This window comes from Bacillus sp. GW823-FHT06A11 (genome assembly GCF_058795355.1).
The window spans coordinates 117,555-133,110 of sequence record NZ_JBXAHS010000005.1; the positions used below are offsets into that span (position 1 = coordinate 117,555).

General features: G+C 33.6%; 20 protein-coding genes. All 20 read right to left on the reverse strand.

What is annotated here, in order from left to right; all coding sequences use genetic code 11:
* Position 1 precedes the first annotated feature (1 nt).
* Positions 2–376 (reverse strand): DUF8551 domain-containing protein, encoded by a 375-nt coding sequence (locus tag AC1Q8L_RS22695; RefSeq protein ID WP_000464270.1) that lies wholly within the window; start codon positions 374–376, stop codon positions 2–4.
* Between the two features lie 44 nt (positions 377–420).
* Positions 421–804, reverse strand: coding sequence for a hypothetical protein (locus tag AC1Q8L_RS22700; RefSeq protein ID WP_000605837.1), 384 nt, complete (start codon positions 802–804; stop codon positions 421–423).
* A gap of 10 nt (positions 805–814) precedes the next feature.
* Positions 815–2,359 (reverse strand): hypothetical protein, encoded by a 1,545-nt coding sequence (locus AC1Q8L_RS22705; RefSeq protein ID WP_001206668.1) that lies wholly within the window; start codon positions 2,357–2,359, stop codon positions 815–817.
* Positions 2,356–3,039: a hypothetical protein gene (locus tag AC1Q8L_RS22710; RefSeq protein WP_000025595.1), complete on the reverse strand. Its 684-nt coding sequence runs from the start codon at positions 3,037–3,039 to the stop codon at positions 2,356–2,358. The genes AC1Q8L_RS22705 and AC1Q8L_RS22710 overlap by 4 nt, the downstream gene beginning before the upstream one ends.
* Positions 3,036–5,420: a phage tail protein gene (locus tag AC1Q8L_RS22715; RefSeq protein ID WP_000493743.1), complete on the reverse strand. Its 2,385-nt coding sequence runs from the start codon at positions 5,418–5,420 to the stop codon at positions 3,036–3,038. The genes AC1Q8L_RS22710 and AC1Q8L_RS22715 overlap by 4 nt, the downstream gene beginning before the upstream one ends.
* 30 nt (positions 5,421–5,450) lie before the next feature.
* Positions 5,451–5,855: a hypothetical protein gene (locus AC1Q8L_RS22720; protein WP_000438521.1), complete on the reverse strand. Its 405-nt coding sequence runs from the start codon at positions 5,853–5,855 to the stop codon at positions 5,451–5,453.
* Positions 5,834–6,331 carry a hypothetical protein gene (locus AC1Q8L_RS22725; protein ID WP_000210326.1) on the reverse strand — a complete coding sequence of 166 codons (498 nt, stop codon included), beginning with the start codon at positions 6,329–6,331 and terminating at the stop codon, positions 5,834–5,836. The genes AC1Q8L_RS22720 and AC1Q8L_RS22725 overlap by 22 nt, the downstream gene beginning before the upstream one ends.
* Before the next feature lie 42 nt (positions 6,332–6,373).
* Entirely contained in the window at positions 6,374–6,970 is a 597-nt protein-coding gene (locus AC1Q8L_RS22730) for a hypothetical protein (RefSeq protein WP_000118565.1), read from the reverse strand.
* A gap of 12 nt (positions 6,971–6,982) precedes the next feature.
* Positions 6,983–7,399, reverse strand: a complete 417-nt coding sequence (locus AC1Q8L_RS22735; protein WP_000208343.1) for a hypothetical protein — start codon at positions 7,397–7,399, stop codon at positions 6,983–6,985.
* Positions 7,396–7,812 (reverse strand): HK97-gp10 family putative phage morphogenesis protein, encoded by a 417-nt coding sequence (locus AC1Q8L_RS22740; RefSeq protein ID WP_025117878.1) that lies wholly within the window; start codon positions 7,810–7,812, stop codon positions 7,396–7,398. Before AC1Q8L_RS22740 ends, AC1Q8L_RS22735 begins: the two co-directional genes overlap by 4 nt.
* A gap of 1 nt (position 7,813) precedes the next feature.
* Positions 7,814–8,140 carry a hypothetical protein gene (locus AC1Q8L_RS22745; protein WP_000392019.1) on the reverse strand — a complete coding sequence of 109 codons (327 nt, stop codon included), beginning with the start codon at positions 8,138–8,140 and terminating at the stop codon, positions 7,814–7,816.
* A 28-nt stretch (positions 8,141–8,168) separates the two neighbouring features.
* Positions 8,169–8,702, reverse strand: coding sequence for a hypothetical protein (locus tag AC1Q8L_RS22750; RefSeq protein ID WP_000406977.1), 534 nt, complete (start codon positions 8,700–8,702; stop codon positions 8,169–8,171).
* A 13-nt stretch (positions 8,703–8,715) separates the two neighbouring features.
* Positions 8,716–8,880: a YqbF domain-containing protein gene (locus AC1Q8L_RS22755; protein WP_000691127.1), complete on the reverse strand. Its 165-nt coding sequence runs from the start codon at positions 8,878–8,880 to the stop codon at positions 8,716–8,718.
* Between the two features lie 16 nt (positions 8,881–8,896).
* Entirely contained in the window at positions 8,897–9,877 is a 981-nt protein-coding gene (locus AC1Q8L_RS22760; RefSeq protein ID WP_098139200.1) for a phage major capsid family protein, read from the reverse strand.
* A 20-nt stretch (positions 9,878–9,897) separates the two neighbouring features.
* The gene (locus AC1Q8L_RS22765) at positions 9,898–11,088 is read right to left on the reverse strand and encodes an XkdF-like putative serine protease domain-containing protein (protein WP_098312191.1); all 1,191 of its coding nucleotides are present in this window, start codon (positions 11,086–11,088) and stop codon (positions 9,898–9,900) included.
* 28 nt (positions 11,089–11,116) lie between these two features.
* Positions 11,117–12,457 (reverse strand): phage portal protein, encoded by a 1,341-nt coding sequence (locus AC1Q8L_RS22770; RefSeq protein WP_000229503.1) that lies wholly within the window; start codon positions 12,455–12,457, stop codon positions 11,117–11,119.
* Between the two features lie 93 nt (positions 12,458–12,550).
* Entirely contained in the window at positions 12,551–13,798 is a 1,248-nt protein-coding gene (terL, locus tag AC1Q8L_RS22775) for a phage terminase large subunit (RefSeq protein WP_002094259.1), read from the reverse strand.
* A gap of 189 nt (positions 13,799–13,987) precedes the next feature.
* Positions 13,988–14,479 (reverse strand): hypothetical protein, encoded by a 492-nt coding sequence (locus AC1Q8L_RS22780; protein ID WP_000113637.1) that lies wholly within the window; start codon positions 14,477–14,479, stop codon positions 13,988–13,990.
* A gap of 17 nt (positions 14,480–14,496) precedes the next feature.
* Positions 14,497–14,682, reverse strand: a complete 186-nt coding sequence (locus AC1Q8L_RS22785; protein WP_000892960.1) for a hypothetical protein — start codon at positions 14,680–14,682, stop codon at positions 14,497–14,499.
* Positions 14,683–14,915: 233 nt separating this feature from the next.
* On the reverse strand, positions 14,916–15,416 hold the full coding sequence (locus tag AC1Q8L_RS22790) for a sigma-70 family RNA polymerase sigma factor (protein WP_001205173.1): 501 nt from the start codon (positions 15,414–15,416) through the stop codon (positions 14,916–14,918).
* Positions 15,417–15,556 lie beyond the last annotated feature (140 nt).

The following is a 15,556-nucleotide window of genomic DNA, read 5'->3' on the forward strand; positions in this document are numbered from 1 at the left end:
ATTACTTCAAAAACTGTAAAGCAATCCATACTTGCTTATTATTAATTCCTTGGTTATGAAATTTAAAAATAATTTTATCTCCAGCTTTTAATTGCATATAGGACATAAGACTTATACCTTCTGGTATTTTTTTTGTATAAATATCCTCACAGACAATACCGTCATTTACAATAAGCGACCATTTATCATCGATTTCATACATAGAACTACTTACGCTAATGGCATAAAACTCCATGTCAATTGGTAATACGTATTCCATCTTATCTTCTGTCCATGCTTTAGAATCCATTATAAAACCTTTCATATACGGAAAAGTTTTCGTTGGATAAAATGGCGCATCTAATCGACCACCAGCTATATAAGTTGTTTCAAACAAAGGTAATCACCCTTTTTATTGTATTAAAAAACCCCCATGCATCATTACGACACATCGGGAATTGGTAAATCAGATAACATACCGCTACCTTTATTAATAAGCCTTGGTTGTACTCGATCTAATTGTTTGTTTGCGTTATAAATTAGTTGCATCTCCATCTTTTTACCTGTTATTTTATGGGATATAAGGACCTTTTCAAGTAGTGCTTGTCCATTAAAAACCAAATCGTAGTGCAGATATTTATCTCCATCAACTGCCGATAACCGAGCACCATCACGAACCAGTGTATATCCCTCGGTCATACCCTCTTTAAAAACATCATTTGGATCATCACCAGGCATCGGTTTTCCACCGCTGTAAAATTCTCTATCAATTAATCCTTTCATTAAATACATAATAGGATCATATAAATTCTTTTGCATTATCATAGAATCACCCCTAATTTACCCTTGTAACAGACCAAGTTTTTGCTGGCCTTTGGGTATAATAGTGATCTTTATCTTGATTTACTCGAGGAAATGATAAATCTGGTAAGGAACCATAATCGAACAAGATATTATTCTTGGTATCTAGTACTTGCAAACGGCCTGTAAGAATCCCTTTAGGATTTCGAACCGCTTCAAATACAATGATATTTACTCCATATTCAAGCGAAATATCAACGTATGTAGGATTGTTCCGAATAAAATAATTTTCTTCGACTAATTTATTGTTACAATAAATATTTAATAAATCTCCATCCTCTACATCCCAATCCCAAAGCTTTAATCTTAATGTATCAACATTTACTGTGATTCCTGCTATATCTGTATATGGGGTAGGTTCATACCCATAGTTAACAGATAAATCTAAAGTTTGATAGAATCCATCATCAGCAGAAATCATTGTGTTAATTCCTTTAACAAAGTAGTTCCATTGTTGCCCAGAATCCCTATTATAGACGGAAACCACATCAAACAATTGAATTCGCGGATCCCCTATCACAGCAACTGTTAATGTTCTGAACTTTTGAATCGCTTTTAAATGATAAGCTGCAGCAACTGCCCTTCTTGCAAAGAATGTTGTTGCCCAAGGTACTTCTATCATTTCCTCTCGCAAATCCCCTAAAGAGACATTTTTAAGTAAGAATGAATTAATAAAACCATTAGCATAATCTCCACATTTAATAACAATACTGTTACTAATGTCCTGATCTGTTAATTGCATATCTAAAGAGATAAGGTTTTCGCCTTCTCTAAAACTAAACTTTGCAGGCTCATTAATTGCATAGTCTGGCATTTTCATAAATGTACAACTTCCATCTGGTTCATGTTTAATGTAGTGGAATGTTGTATCTATAATATCCCTTACAATTTCATCCCACTTTTGAAACCTCTTTCCAGTTGCCCCTTCAACAATCCAGCTTTGATTTGTACCGGGAATATTTACCCTACTACCGTGTAATGTAACTCCTGCTTTTTCAAGGAAGAATTTCACTACATCATACACATTTCCAGTCGGTGCAACAATTTCATCTGATCCCGGCGTTGGAATTACTGATTTTTGTAGAACCTTTTTATAAGATGTTGTGCAGGTAACTGATATTGTGCCGCTTTCGGCATTCACCTTTACGTCAGATACAAAACCATGTATATACGGTAAAGCTTCTTCACCATAACCGATAGAAACCTTAAATTCAGTCTGCGGATATAGTTGGTTTGTGTTTGTTACTTCACTGTTATAAAACCATTCTTGAATGGAAGAAAACTTACCATACCAGTTATCAGGTGCCATTTGCCCATATTCATTAGCAAAGGTAATAGAAAATGTACTTGCGAACTGATCTGCGTTCTCTTGCACTTCCAGGCTTACTACACGATGTTGTATTTGTACATAAGAAGAAGATTCTCTTTTTTTCATATAAACAATTAAATTAGGAGCATTATTCCCCACTTGGAAATAGCTCCCCAACATTCTGATTAAAGAAATAGATCCTTCTCTCACATTCCATCAACTCCAATACCTGCTTGTGACATAGATATTAATTTACACTTTGCTATTACTAGTGTTCCTTTACGTATTGCATCAACTTCATTAGGTGGAATAATACCACCATAGGTACCGTAATCACCTGTAATAATATGAGGGCGATATATTTCACTCATGAACTCACGCCAATGATTGATATCATTGAATAAAGCAGTAAATTCTACTTCACATCCTTTATTACCAGTACTTTGGTAACGAGGATATCCATGCATAACATTGTAATTTTTTAATCCGTTTAAGGATTTAGGCATTTTCGTTTGTTCAATCATTGCAATTGTAGGTATCGGTCCATATGCATGATAATAAACATCGCGCAAATAGGCTACGTCAGAAGAACCGTAACCGATTGTTGTAAATTCAATTGTTTGTGGCCCTGCACCAACAAAAATTTCTCTTGCTTCCCAGGCATAAGCACCTCTTGCTCTAAATTTTTCAATACCATTTACTCGAACAATAAAGTATTTATCTGGTAACATACCATCAGAACCAATAGGAACTTGGGACATAAAAGAAAAATTATATGTCCCAGGCCATGAAAAATTAATAGTATATTTAATTGTACTTTTTAATTCTGTAACATCCCATAAGAGATGATATGAACCAGCTCTTCTATGCAATGTTTTTAATATACTCATACATTACGCACCGCCATTCCCATTAGATCGTCAGCAACTACGTTTTGTAGTAATTTTCTCATTTTCACAAAATCCTCTGCAGTTTGCAATTTTTCAACAGCAACTTTGAATGTAGCATTTTGAATTGTAACACCTTTATCTGTTTTCTTTTCAACAGAAGAGTGTCCAGCAAATGGATGTGCAGATTTTCCAATCATATCAGCAGAATGTGCCCCCATTTGTCCAATTCGGGTAGATACATCCGTTACTAGTTGCATCGGTTTCGGTGGAACAACCGCTTTATTTAACAATCCAGAAGCCTTGTCCACAGCCGGGATCATTTTTTCCATCCCTACACCAAGACCTTCTGTAATATATCCGCCGTACTCCATCATTAGACGAGAAGGAGATTTTATACCAAAGAAACTTTTAACTGCTTTTGGTATTCCGTCTACAACGCCTTTAGCTTTATCAACAACCCAGCCAGCCATAGATGTCATACCTTTACCAATACCAGCAATAATATCTTTCCCCCAGCTTACAGCGTCGTTTGCTATCCCTTTCACTATAGAACCAACTTTACCGAATACATCCTTTACTGTATCAACAATGCCGTCAAACGCTCCGACGATAGCTTTTTTAATTGCTGCAAAGTTACTTACTATGAAATCTCTAATAGCACCAACAACACTAAATATTGTGTTTTTTATCTTATTAAAGTTATCCACCACAAAGTTAACAAATGTCCGAACAGCAACTATTATTGTTTCTTTAATAAAATTCCATGCGGTTACAATAATAGACTTTACGATATCCATTACAGTCGTAATTGTGTTTTTTATAAAATGAAATGCTGTAACCACAAAATTCTTTATAGTCTCTAATACAGTTATAAAAACTGTTTTAATTACATTCCAAATCGTAGAAATAACCGTCTTTATTCCATTCATTACAGTTGTAATTATGCTATGAATTGCTTGAAACACACTACTTACAACTGATTTTAAGAAGTTTAATACAGTCGTAAAAATTGCCTTTATTCCATTCCACACTGTAGAAATGACGGTTTTTATCCCATTCATCACAGTCGTAATTATGCTGCGAATTGCTTGAAATGCACCACTTATAAATGTTTTCAAAAAGTTTAGCACCGTCGTAAAAACTGTTTTTATAATATCCCAGCCAGTTTTAAAAATATTTTGCCATGTTTTAATAGCAGTAGAAATATAGCTTTTAATAAATTCTAAAGCAAACTTAACAACACTTTTTATTACGTTTAGCACTGTATTAAATATCGTTTTTATTAAATTCCAACCAATTTCAAATGTCTTTTTCCATATGTTGATATACATTGTAATTACAGTAGTAATTATTTTCCATGCCCCGCTAAGTATTTTATCTATAAACGATACCGCAGATTGGAATACTTTTTTTGTTCCTTCCCAAAAACTTGAGAAAAACTTTGACAAGCTATCCCATACTGACTTCGCAACTTTAACGATAGCATCCCAGGCTTTAGAACAAATATCACTGATCCATTGCACTGCCTGCTTTGTATATTTCACAATTGAATCCCAATTTTTATACAGCACATATACTAAACCAACCATTAAAAGTATTGCAATGCCCCATGGACTTAATACTAATGAAAACATTGATTTTCCAAGACCAGTCAATATCTGTGCGAACTCACTAAAAACTTTAATTAGTTTTAAGGCATCTTTAATAATCGCCGTAATTGCACCCGGTATTTGCATTAATGTTTTAACTATATTTACAAGGCCACCAATGATTTCACTCGCCTTAGATATAAGACTAGAAACAGATTTGATTAACTCAACCGTTTGCTTCAACGATGGTATTACTATATTGGAAATCTTCACGACTTGTTGAGCGATAGGTTGAATAGTTCCAGCCAAACTCTTTGCATCTTTTTCAGTTAACCCAAGCATATCCTGTAGTTTTTTTTGAGAACCTTCCACATCGGTAGCAAATTGTAAAGCTTTGCTATTGACTTGTTCTATAGGTTTTGTAACTTTATTTGAAATAGTGTCACCAAATGTTTGCATTTGCTTACTAATATTCCCAAGAGAATCTGCTGATTTTTGGATTTTTTCTTGCATTGTATTAGAGGCTTTTTGCACTCTCTCTTCAAACTTTTCTACACCTTTATATGCCTGATCCGCTTTGTTACCAATCTTCCCAAAAACATTGGTCGCTCCGTTACCAAATTTTTGAATTTGGCCATTTATTTGATTAAGTACTTCTGCTGGTTTTTGAAATTTTTCTTGTATGTTCTTAGAAGCCTTTTGTAAACTTTCCTCAAACTTTGCTAAATCCTTATAAGCTTCATCTGCTTTAATTCCAATTGTACCAAACAACTGGAATACTTCTGTAAACATTCACTCCCCCCTTTCTAACTAGGAAGTTTTTTATTCTTGATCGTCTTCAAACTGAAACTCTGCAATCAGCTTATTTGCATGGTCGATACATTCCTCTTTGGACCAAACTTCCATAGTCTCATTTTCTTCCCCATCCGACGTAGATTCCGTAAGTCCAAAAGCTTGCAAATAGTCCTGAAAAGTTGTTCCTTCTTCTAATTGCCTTGTTTGAAATCCGATAAAGGCCATTTTTTTCCATTCATTTAATTCTTCTTGCTGCTCTTCCTGACTAATAAAAGAAAATAAGTCCATTAAACGAGAATACGGTATGGATAAAACATAATCATCTGTCCATCCATACCGTTTTTGGACTTTATCAAAAGCCCTTAGCATATTTTGCTCTGTTTCTTCTATGTATTTATTAGAGTCATTTTCTACATTTCTTGTTTGTTCCACTTGAGACTTTGAGATTTGATTAGACCCTTTACCTGATTGAAAAAAGACATTAAATCTTCGCTTTCTAATAATCCTTCAATAACTGCTACCATGGCTTCTGGTGGTAACTGATCGAATTCTTCACGCTTAATCTGTAATAGACTAGAGAAAAATTCCGAAAACTCATCTTCACATTCCGGAATCATAGACAATAATTGAAAGACAAACTCTAAACCCTTTTCTTTTTTTTGTTTTTCAATTTCATTTAACTGTTCTTGTTGCTCTTCATTCATTTGGGCCAATTGAATTTTTTCATCAATTTCATTCTTTTCTTTCCCGAACTCCATAAAATCAGTCATTGCATGACGACCAACTTTAGAAATAATCTTAGTAAAACGCCAAACATCTTTTACATTTAAACGTCTCATCTTCATCTTCTGACCTGAAATTGTAATTTCTGTACTATTATGCATCATTTTTTCTAGCATTGTTGTCATATTCAATATCTCCTTTTATAACCTAAAAATAAAACCTACAACTTATTTACTTGTTGTAGGTAATTTAGGTGCTTTTTTCTTTGGTAAATAAATTTCATAAGGGGGTGTATTAGGCGAACTTTCACTATAATGACCAATAAATTTGCATTTAAGTCCTACAGTTCCTTTACCATCTTTTAAATCAATTTCTACAGAAGAAACTACCATTGCATTTCGGATAACAAAAATAACCGGAATATCACTTCCTGAAACTACACCTACTATTGCAATATCACTATAACTTGCGTCTTTAATTTCATTGGTTGGTTTTACAATGTTATAATCGTTATCAGTCGTACTATCTACATCTACGCCTGGTAGAGCTAACTCTAAATTTTCTTTCGTAAATTCTACTAGTGTAACCTCCATATGTGGTTCATCTTTTAATAGCCATTTTCCGCGAACTAGTTTTCCTAAAACACCATCAATATCAGCATCATAGTATTCTCTAGTAAACCCCACTTTACAGCCACCTGTAGTAGCTCCTAACATCTCACCTAGGTCTTTTACACTTTTAAAACCTTTATACATTACACCCGGTCCAATAACAAAATTATCAGTTGTACCCTCACGTACACCATTAATAAGCTTCCAACTCATTTTTTTCCCTCCTTAATATAATTCCATTCTTCCTACCCGTACAAGAAACTTAATACTAATATGAATAATTGATGGATCTTCATCTGGAACTGTAATACTGCCTGCTCGATGAATCGTAATAATACCAGAATCTCTTAACAATCCCGCTTCTCTGTCTAACAAATGTTCTATTCGCCTTGAAATTACATCCGCTTTTTCATAATCACCTTGGCCACAATATATATCAAAAGTGAGGATCATACGATCAATTACCTCTATATCATCCGGATTATTAGATTCAATTCTCATTACCACATAAGGCATTTTCATATCATTTTGTGCAGTTTGAAATGTTAGAGCGGGCTCTCCTTCATATCTCGATAGATTACTTTGCACAATTGTATCTTTCTCAATAATATTTCTAATTGTTGCAATCGCTTTTGTCGTCATTGTTCTCCTCCCAATGTCCTTTTTAATTCCCCACGCTCTTTTTCAAACGTTTTTAAGAAAAAAGGTCGGGCTTCTACAGTACTTGTACCATTTTCGACATACACCGCTCTTTTTAATTGACTTCCAATCGTTCCTACTACTTCGGTATCTGTAATATGTAAGCCATATTTAATAGAATCTTGTAATTCTCCCGTTCTAGAAGCAAATGTCTCTCCTGGTTTTGAAGCAATATATGTGCGACTTGATCGTGGAATTTTATACTTCACACCATTGTGACTACCTGATACTGTTTGTTTCATTTCTCGTTGCAGTTGATTGCAAGCACTTATAATTCTTTCTACCATCATTTTATTAAGTTGTTCTTTAACCTGTTCTACATTACGTGTAACCATGAATTCCGATGTATTCGTCATTTTATTCCAACAACTCACAATACAATTCAATATGATGATTTAAAAATGATGGATTTCTTGGTTCTCCTCTTACCTCAAATACATAATCATGAAAATAGATTACATCATTTGTATGGATGTTATGTTCTGCAGAAGTATAAATTTTAAAATTCGGCTCAAAATTTTGTTTATTTCTTTTTAACCTTTCATTATCTACTGCTGTGTGTGTTGTTACACGACACTTCATTCTTTCATAAATAATGACAGGCTCTTCTTTAAAATTTCCTGCCGGCTGTTTTACCTTTTGATTCCTTTTCACAGTTACTTCATGTATATATAATTCTTCCATATCTAATGTTCACAGCCTATTCTTTCATTCATAACGCTATTAAAGGGTTTCTACTTCGGTATTTTTTTAATACTCTTAAAATCTTTTTATTAACAGTTTCCTCATCTAGCGATTCAATATTTATTTCATATGAATAATCTCCGATATTTGCTGATTTTTTCATATTTTCATATTGTAGATTTGTTCGAATTACCGCATAACATGTCATATCGATGATGCATTTTTTCATTAAAGTCAAAAGCCCATCATAATCTTGTATGGTATACTCAAATTCATATAATTGATTCTCACTTAAACCATATACAGTGCAACCATCAGAAAAAACTGAATTGGTAACTTCTTCTCCAGAACCAATATGGATTACCTTGATCAAATTTTCTGCTCGAAAAGAAAGCCAAGCCAATTTACTTGTTCTAACTTTCTCTTTCATTGGGTTACTTGGCTTACTCCTCAAATAGTTTTTTGTAATCAATTCATATTGACTAATGAGCTCCTGGATTACCGTATCGGGCATTCGTTGAACATTCACCCTGTTCTTTATGTCCTGTACAGTAATTTCCATCCTTCCACCTCTTTTACTTCTCTTTCTTTTTAACCTCTATACTATCTATTAACTTAAAATGTCCTGTACTTAGTAAATAGTTTGCTTTCTCATTTGCAACCTTTTCCTTTACTCCGTTAAAAAAAGTATAGCCATATGCAGTATATGTACCGCCTAATTTTAATTCTATAATCTTCATATACAAATTACCTTACTTAATTCCCAAAATTATCAGGTATATTAGTAAGAATTGCTACTGCATCCATTTCTTGAATAACTGCATCATCATCCAAATGAATAACATAGAATCGCTTATCTTCCATAACAGCAGATTTACCTTCTACAGTCTTACGAACTCGCGTGTCATACGTATTTACCGCAATAAAGTTTTTAGGATCTGCAAAAATAATTACATCATCTTGAATAGAAGGGACTGTAACAATCTCATACCCCAACGGCTTATTAACTTGATCCCCTGTACCTAATAACGCAGCATCACCTAAGCCAGTTGAACGAGTTGTTAAATATTCAATCCACTTCTCTCTACGAGCAGGTGACATAATCCACTTTAAACCTTCATTTTTATATTTATTAGGCATCGCCTTAGATAAATTAAAGATTGAGTCTTTACTAAACCCAGCACTAGCTTCAGCATCTCCCGTTCCCGTCACTAATTTAAAATGATCGACAATATGAGATTTACTTGATTGTTTAATTTGTTTTAACCAGCCATCATTAATTTGTAGAAATGGGTCCTCTGAAGTTACATCCCCATTCCAATGAAGGTCTTCAAGGTCAATACCTAACTGAGTTGACATTAATGTCATAACAGTATCTTCATATCCTTCACCTTCGATATTTTCTCGAAGTAGCTCCTCCGTAATCTCCCATGGTAAACGAATAGAAACTGTATCATATTCAACTTTCGACGTTTCTACACCTGCTCGATAGCCATCATCACTATTTTCCATTTTCCTACGTAAAATTCGACCACCGATTGCAATTTTATCTAATTCACCTTTTTTCGCTTTGCGAATCTCTTTACGATGCAATTGAGAAAATGGAGTTGCATCAAATACCATTCGGAAAAATTCTTTACTTTGTTCCGGATATAATAGCCCCGCTTTCATTCCTCCTGTTGTCATTGTGCTCTTTTCAATTCGTTCAATGCGTGCTAATAATTCTTTATTATTCATAGATTCATTTCTCCTTATCTTTATAGATCTAATCCTACCCATTTATTTACTGGTTTTCTCATCTCGTTTGTTGGTTTGGCATCGGCCCCAAGACTTTTACGAACTTGTGCTGATCGCTCAATTACTTCAAGTCTCTTTGAAATAGGGTCTATTACCTTCTGAATAAATTCACTTGTCTTTTTAGATTCTCTGTCATTTTCTAATTCATTAGTATCATGAGTTGATTCAAATTCTTTATTTAACTGTTCTTCCAACTCCTGTAATCTCTCAAGAAAAGGACCCATTTCTCTCTTTACAATGTCTGCAATTTCATCTGAATTTTGATCTGCATTTTTTTGTAACTTATTTTCTTTAATTTGGTTCATCAAAGAAATCATTTCATCAAATTTTTTATCGTTTTTCTTATATAAGATTTTGCCTACTTCATTTATGGAATTAATAGTAATATCTTCTGGCGAGAAATCTGTATCACCACCCTTCATTGTATTTAAAATTTCCTTCATTTCATCTAAGGTGGAAACCATCCGCTTAATATCTACATTTCCCTCCCAAATCCCAACATAAAATACATCTTCAAACAAATTAAATAGCTTTTGCATTTTAGAGTTTTGTTTACTATTTACTGACTGATTATCCATCTCCTGAGTTTGTTCCTCGTCATAATGTGACTTAAAAAAATTAAACATCTTACGAATTACACCTTTCTCATCTTGTGTAAACTCATCCATTTGTGGCATCTCCATTCTTTCTCCAACCCCTCCCATCGAAAAGCCTGTGATTTTCCCTTTTTTGATCTCTTTCCATGTTTCACTATCGTCTACTCGAACAGTCATAAGCCATGTTCCTTTTTTAATATTTTGTTTCCCAACAACCGTATTATTTTTAGAAATCCAGCTTTCTACTACTGTTCCTTTTCCTGCCAACTCGTCATGGTTTTTATCTATGTATCTATATTTCTCTAAAAAATTATAAGCCGCTCTTTCAATTTCTTCAGCCGTCATAATATCACCATGTGCATCTTCTATATTAGGTTCATAAACAACCCCTGTTACAAGTTGTTTTTCATCTTCCCTCTTTAAAATAGGGACATTTTTCAAAACGTTAGAGCCATTCATGTTCATACCCTTCATAATTGCAAATGGCCTACCATTAGCCCCCTTTGTTACTAATGAAACATAACTAATTTCTACATTTTTCAATTCATTTGGCATAATATATTCCTACTTTCTAGCAAGACTACTAAATCGAATTTGAATCTTCATTTAAAAATTTATCTCCTTCTAGAACTGGTTCGTATCCAATAACTTTTCGGCATTCATTTCTTGTTAATATACTCTTTTCGTATCCATCTATTGCATATTGCATATCACTTGCTCGATCATCTGTATCAATTTCATTTAATTGAAACTGCCAGTCCAATTCCCCCCATGTTCCTGTAAACTCTTTAAATAATTGTGTATTTAATCGATGTTCTAAAATTTGTTGACCTGGTTCAATAATTGATCTTTTATACATTTCATTCATTTCTTTTGCTGTCGTCTGTCCAAGTGATCCTGTCATAGCCCAACCAATTCTATATGGTGGAACTCGATGAGCTACACAAATTTCCATAGCATTATCTTGGCGATATAAACGAAAGCTCGCTTCTTTGACATCAGGCCCTAATTTCTCTAAGCGAGCTTTTGCTCCTTCAGGGACAGGAACAACTGCTAACTTATGATGTTCTCCTTTGGTTTCGACAGAGAAAAATGTTTTTAATTCTCTTTCAACTGAATCATCTATTTCATCAACACCCTCAACAAACAAAACAGCATCTGGAATTGTTTTACCAGTGAAATAATTAATATTGTAATCTCTTACAGCTTGTGATCCTACAATGGAACCAATAGAACTCACATAATCGGGAATACCATAGTATGATGATCTAGAACCAAATTTACGAATTACAATAACTTCACCAGCTTTTTCTTCAGTGTCTAATAACGAGTTTTCATCTAAGCTATCACTAATCATTTCTCCATCTACTAACCTAAAATCATATGGATAACTAAATCTTTTAAACCATCTCTCCTCATTATTTACAATCTGTGCAAATCGAATCTTATCTTTATGCGCACGTACCGTATGTGCTGGAATATGGTGAAGCTGCGTTGGTTCTCCTTTTAAATTACGAACAACCTCTATAATTCCCCAACCTACAGTTTCATAATCCTCCCAAACTGCCCTAAGTATTTCGCTACTTGTCATTTCATTGTTGCAATATCTCATAAAGCGCTTTAATTCTTTATATTGTTCTTGATTTGCCTCTGTCACTTCATCTAGCGGTGCAAAATCAAATCCCATACCAGCAATATCATTTACTTTTGCACTAATACATGCCGAGTGAATAGGGTTACTTTCTCTCAAATTTAATAATACTTGCATATCATATGGAGGCTTTACTAGTTCTTTATCACCGTACACTTGTGCAAATGGATCAATTGCCATTTGTTTACTTTGAAGTTCCTCATTACGTAAAGTCATCTCACGATTTTGTAATTTAAGTACTTTCACATTCTTAATTGCTTTCTTCTCAACCATAAAATTTATGCCTCCTTTCATATACAAATCATTTATTCAATGTTTTTCATAAAAACTTTACCAATATAAAAAAGCTGAACATTACATGTTCAGCTAAACCCTTTTTATTTTTCCACCCATTATTTTTTTTTGCTTAGTAAAAAAGTATTCTAAGGCTTGTGACGTTGTATCTACTTGATCATTATGCTTACCAGATGGGAAAGAAGCTAATTCATCTACATAATCATATACCCAAGATTGTATTTTAGGATTAGGTATATATACATTTCCAGATTGAAATTCAGGGGATATTGCCTCAGCACGTGTTTCCTTTGAACCCTGTGGATTTATAGGGATAATTCCACTTATTTCATTCTTCAATGAACTAATAATGGCAGGGCCATTTGCTTTTTTTTCAACTAATTTCGGAATGGACTTTTTAAAACCAGAATTCCGAAGGATCGACTCATATTTATGATGAAAAACAACAAATGCTTTCTTTGTTTCTAGGAAATTCATTTGCGCCCTCACTTGATCAATTAAATATTTGTCTCCATCTATTTTTCCCCAAATCTGTCCAACCACAAATGAACTTTTATTTGTAGTATTATCAAAAGCCATATCCCAGGAAGTAATAATTTGATCAAATTGTTCCCAATTTGGTAACACATCATAATATTGAAACCAGTTCCTTTTAAAAATATTCCCTATATCACTTGATGGTTTTTGTTGCCATAAAGATAACCAAGAGCGTGCAGAGGAAAACTTCTTTTTATCTTCATAATAATTTTGGCCATAGTGTTCAACCCATAAGCCTCTTCCTATTTCTCTGTTCAATGGATCATCCCTTGACTCTGCTATAGCAGGAATTGATAACACAGTCCATTTCTCCTGTTCTTTCTCTAACAATCTACCAGCTAAATCGTCCTCATGCCATCGCGTCAAAATTAGAATTACCTTTGCACCTTTTTGTAAACGTGTAGATAAAGTATCTTCCCATTCATCCCATAGTCTATTTCGGTATGTAATTGATTCGGCCTCTTGGCGATTTTTAATAGGGTCATCAATAATTAATAAATCTGCTCCTTCCCCTGTAATCGAACCACCAACTCCTACAGACAACATTCCACCAGAGTGGTTATGTAGTGCCCAATCTGTTACGGAACCTTGTCGCTCATCAATTCTAATATTAAATATTTCTTTACCAAACTCTTCAATCTTAGCACGATTTCTTCTACCAAACTTTTCAGCTAAACTTGATGCATAAGATACCTCTATAACTCTCTTATTTGGATACTTTCCTAAATACCAACTTGGCAATGTTTCTGTTATAGACTGTGATTTTGAATGCCTAGGTGGCATAAACACCATTAATCTATTAGTCGATAATTTCTCTTCAATTAAATCTTGGCAAATCTTTGTTATTAATTTTGTGTGCTTTGCATGTTTATAGAATCCCTTATGTGTATACTGAACATAGAAAGGGGTAGTTCACTTTTGCCAATTCCTTAAATGTATTTTCATCTATTAACTTATGCACATTCATCCGTGTCATGATTGTAATTCCCCTCCTTGAACTTTCTCAAATAATTTCATAGCTAAATCAAGCATTTCCTCATCACACCCAATTTTCATAGCCATTTTATTATGCTCTACTTTCATTTCTCCTGAATGATTTACGTTTGCTTGCAATTGATCTTTTCTTCCCCATTTAGTTGGGAATTTTCTTTCTAATCTCCATGCTGCGGCTTTCCAATTAGATTTTGCATGCTCCCCAATTGTCTCAACGTCTCTAGCTTCACTAAATGCTAATGCCTGATCAATTTCCATGACTAACTTCACATAAATCTTATCTTTTCTCGGTACTACTTCACCTGTCTTTTCACTCGTTTCAATTGCTCTACGCCCTTGTTTTAACCAAACATAAACTATACTTCTACTAATTCCAACTAACGCACATGCGGTTTCAATATAATTCCCTACTCTAATATATTGGGTCAACCTATTTATCAGCTCATCATTCAATTTCATTGGTCGCGCCACTAGCATTCCCTCCCGTTTTAACTCATCATTTGTACTTCTTTTTCTAAACACTCAATACATATTGTTGTTATATTGTCGTCAACTACCTCACGAATTAACATTTGTTCACAATACTGAATTGTGATTGGAAATTTCAAAACCCACAAACATTTTTCAAGACAAATTGAACATATTGGCATTGTATCTATATCTTGTTCTAACATCTAATCGCATCCTTCTGTAGTTTTTCATGTACTACTGCCTATTTTGTAGTAAATAAAAAGATGCCGTCACTTTTAAAATCTCTCATTTAATTTATAGATATCCTTTGGATCACTCTTTCTTTTTGCTAGTATCCATTCTTCATTTTTTATATTTCATTTAAACTTATTTTATTACTCTCTATTTATAGGTGGCACTATGGTGACAAGAATGTATTTGTAAATGAAAAAAAGCCTTAACTACTTTCGCAGAAAAGACTTTTTCTTACTTGTTTAGCAATTTTTATTTCAGATCTATATAGAATCGTTTTAATTGTGCTTCTTGAAACATTCAAATATTTAGCAATTTTCTCTTGTGTAATGCCTCTTCCTCTTGACATGATATATATTTCTCTTTCATATTTTGTCAAAGTAGAGAGCGCATCTTCTAGTTTTATTCTTTCCCATTCTGAAATGACACTTTCTTTGTTTTCATCATCCCATTCATATGTTGTATCAGTACTACGAAAATACCTTTGCATTAACAAGGAATCATATGATTTTTCTCGTTGATAAGCAGCTCTACGTTCTATTCCCCTGCGATTACCTGGCATCTTTGCATTCTTCATCCACTCCAAAGCATATGTGACATCACTAATCATACTTGTTAATATTTTAATCTCTTCTTCTTTTGCACTTATTTTTGCACTCTCTAGCTTACATAACGTTTCTTTATATTGGATAATTAAATCTCGCATATACCATTCCCACCCTTATAACAAAGCAAAATTGTTAAAAATAGAGACCATCTAAATCTACATTTAATTTCCATTTATTTTTTCTCATCAAAAACTAAAATTTTTTTAAAAAAATCTTCCTTAATACTATTTATCATTGC